The organism is Chryseobacterium tructae (assembly GCF_030409875.1).
Classification (GTDB): Bacteria; Bacteroidota; Bacteroidia; order Flavobacteriales; family Weeksellaceae; genus Chryseobacterium; species Chryseobacterium tructae.
This window is the reverse complement of sequence record NZ_JAUFQR010000003.1, coordinates 616978-620660: the sequence shown is the minus strand read 5'-3', so window position 1 is coordinate 620660 and position 3683 is coordinate 616978. Positions and strand designations below refer to the sequence as shown.

The 3683-nt window shown below is 38.5% G+C and carries 1 protein-coding gene; it reads left to right on the top strand.

What is annotated here, in order from left to right; all coding sequences use genetic code 11:
* The first annotated feature begins 20 nt into the window (after positions 1–20).
* A complete protein-coding gene (locus QWZ06_RS26635; RefSeq protein ID WP_290302169.1) occupies positions 21–3626 on the top strand; it encodes a non-ribosomal peptide synthetase in 3606 nt (1201 codons plus the stop codon).
* Positions 3627–3683: the final 57 nt, after the last annotated feature.

The window sequence follows — 3683 nt, the reverse complement described above, 5'->3', positions numbered from 1 at the left end:
AAGCAAGAAACAGAGAAGAGTTGGAGGAGTTGGTCAACAGAAGTGCTCATAAAGTATTCCGCTTGGAGGAAGAAATTCCTGTTGCAATCAATATTTTCACATTAGATAATATAAGCTATTTATCAGTAGTGATCCATCACATCGCATTTGATGGCTGGTCTACCGATATATTCCTGAAAGAAGTGGCCGAAGCCTACCATGCGATTGCAGGAGGGCAGCAGCCAGAGCTTCCTGAATTAAAGATCCAATACAAGGATTTTGCATTATGGCAGCGAAACTATCTTGCAGGAGAACGTCTTGATAACCAGATCAACTATTGGAAAACAAAATTGGATGACTATCAGAGTTTAGATCTTCCGGAAGATTTCAATAGACCGGCTGAGATTTCTTATGATGGAGATACAGTTAGATTTAATATCCCTGAAGAAATAGCATTTGGATTAAAAGAAGTTTCTAAAAATCTTGGAGTAAGCTTGTACAATGTCATGTTGAGCGGTTATTATTTGACTCTTTCTGCCTATTCAGGACAGAATGATATTGTGGTAGGAAGCCCAATTGCTAACCGTCATTATGCAGGCCTTGAAGACCTTATTGGATTCTTTGTGAATACATTAGCATTGAGAGAAAAAATTGATCCTCAACAAAATATCAGGGATTTCATTCTGCAGGTTTCAAAATCTGTAACGGATGCTCAGGCTCATCAGGATCTACCATTTGAGAAACTGGTGGAAGAACTGGGAGTAGAACAGGATACTTCAAGACATCCGGTCTTCCAGGTGATGTTTGGCCTTCAGACCAGCAATGGTGGTGATACTGTAGCCCAGGAAGAAGAAGCTATTTTCCAGCCTTTTGATGGTGATGTAGATTATCAGGCGGCGAAATTTGATCTGACGACAATGATTAATGAGAGCCCTGAAGACCTTCAGATGTCTTTCAACTATGCCACTTCTTTATTTAAAAAAGAGACGATAAACCGTATAGCAGACACTTATCAATATCTGTTAAGTCAGATTGTACAAGTTATAAAATCCGATGCTGATGATCTTAAAATAGGAGAGATGTCTCTTCTTTCGGAAACAGAAAACAGACAGATCACCGAAATTTGGAATGATAACCGAAAAGCATATCAGGATAAAAATACAATTCATCAGCAGTTTGAATCTCAGGTTACCAAAACACCTGATGATAGAGCATTGGTATATCAGGATGTGAAACTATCCTATAAAGAATTGAACGAAAGAGCCAATCAATTGTCCCATTACCTTATCAAAGAATACCAGCTTCAGCCTGATGATCTTGTCCCATTATGCCTTGAGCGTTCAGAAGATATGCTGGTAGCCATTCTTGCTGTATTAAAAGCCGGAGCAGCCTATGTGCCGATGGATCCGTCATATCCTGCAGACAGAATCAACCACATTTTAAAAGATACGGGAGCTGAGGTGATCCTTATCCATGAAGAAGTAAGAGAGAAATTCAGCGCAATTCCTTTGGAAGTAACTCTGATTTCTTTGAATGATAAAACATTGATCAATGAATTGGCAAAAGAAGAGACTCATAATCCTATTACTCAGGTTGCTTCAGACAATTTAGCCTATGTGATCTACACCAGCGGAACGACAGGACTTCCAAAAGGAGTTATGATTGAACATAAGGGAGTTATCAATCTGATCGATGCGATGACAGAGGTTCATCAACTTGAAAAATACAAAAATGTAGGAGTCTATTCCAATTATGTATTTGATGCCTTTGTATATGAAACATTCCCGTCTTTATGCAACGGAAATACCCTTTGGTTGTACAGTAACGAGCTTAGAACTTCAGTGAATGAGCTTAATGAGTATATTAAAGCCAATACCATAGAAGTTTCCTTTATTCCACCAGTCCTGCTGAGGGATATTGTAGATAACGGAACAAGCTTACAACTGATCCATGCAGGAGGAGAAAGCTTCCCAGCCTTGAATAAAAACATTGGAAATATTACGCTTATCAATGAATATGGCCCAACAGAAGGAACGGTATGTGTAACGCTTCATGATTACAAAGAAGATAAAAATCCATTGAATATTGGTAAAGCGATCGCCAATACAACCTTATATGTTCTTGATGCTCAATATCGTGTCGTTCCAACAGGTGCGGTAGGAGAGTTGTATATTGGCGGAGCCGGTATTGCCAGAGGGTATCTGAACAGACCGGAACTTACTGAAGAACGTTTTATGGAAAATCCATTCCAGACAACTGATCAGAAAAGGAGAGGAGAAAATGGACGTCTATACAGAACAGGAGATTTAGTACGAAGACTGGCTAATGGAGATCTGGAATATATGGGAAGAAATGACTTCCAGGTAAAGATTCGTGGTCATAGAATAGAGTTGGGTGAAATTGAAAATACCCTGCTTCAATATCCGGGCATTCGCCAGGCAGCCGTTCTGGTGAAAGAAGACAAAGGAAATATGAAATACCTAGTAGGATATTATGTTTCTGATCCGGTCATTGATCCAAACCAATTATCAGAATTCCTGATGAAATCACTTCCTGAGTATATGGTTCCTAATGTTTTTGTTCATTTAACAGCTTTACCATTAACGATTAACGGGAAGCTAGACAGAAAACAGCTGCCTGAACCTGAATTTACAGGATTATCAGAATATGCGGCTCCGGAAAATGAGCTTCAAAGACAAGTGGCAGCAATCTATGCCGAAGTATTAGGTATTGATCCTGAATTTATAAGCATTCACGATGATTTCTTCAGATTAGGAGGAAACAGTATCATGGTAATAAAGCTGATTAGCAGAATACAGTTGATATTGGATGTGAAAGTGAAGATTGTAGATGTTTTCAAAGAAAGAACCATCAGCAAGCTAGCTGCTCTTATTGAAAAATATGGAAAAGAATACAGAACCATATCTATCCTGAATGCAGTCAATAACAATCCGAACATATTCTTCATCCATCCAGGAAATGGAGGAAGCGAGGTATATCAGTCGCTGGCAGAACAGCTGAAAACAAGTTACGATTGCTACGGGGTGGATTCTTATAACCTGTATCATGAAGAAAAAATTGATAATCTGCATAAACTAGCAGGATATTATCTGGATCACATCATTCAGATACAGGAAGAGACTCAGCAGGAAGAATATATTTTACTGGGTTGGTCTCTGGGGGGAACCATCGCGCTGGAAATTGCTTCTCAACTGGAAAAACGAGGTTGTAAAAAGATTAAAGTCTATCTGTTGGATACCATTTTCTATGCTTCAGATCAAAAATTAGCCAGCTTCCTTTCATTCCCGTCTGATGAAGAATTGAGCAGCAAACTGGAAGTTCCTGTAGACCATAGCCATTTTATGGCTACCAAAAGCTTTATGTCGGCAGAGTTTACCATTACCAGAGAACCTATTTCGGAGACCCTCAGCTTTACAAAAGTGATTTTGTTAAAAGCAATGCTGGCCGGAGAAGGATTTGACGAATCATTTAACAATTATATGATGGATTGTGCCTATAATAACATAGATTCAGTGATAGAAAATCAGAAACTGATATCGGTATATCCTATTGAAGCAGCACACCAATTTATGTTGGAAAAAGAAGAAGAGATTATTAATATCATTAATGAAACAGTTGGAAAATAAAAAGTTTGGGAGATCCCGGTCTCCCATGTTTTTATATTAAAAAAAGAAAATAAAAGT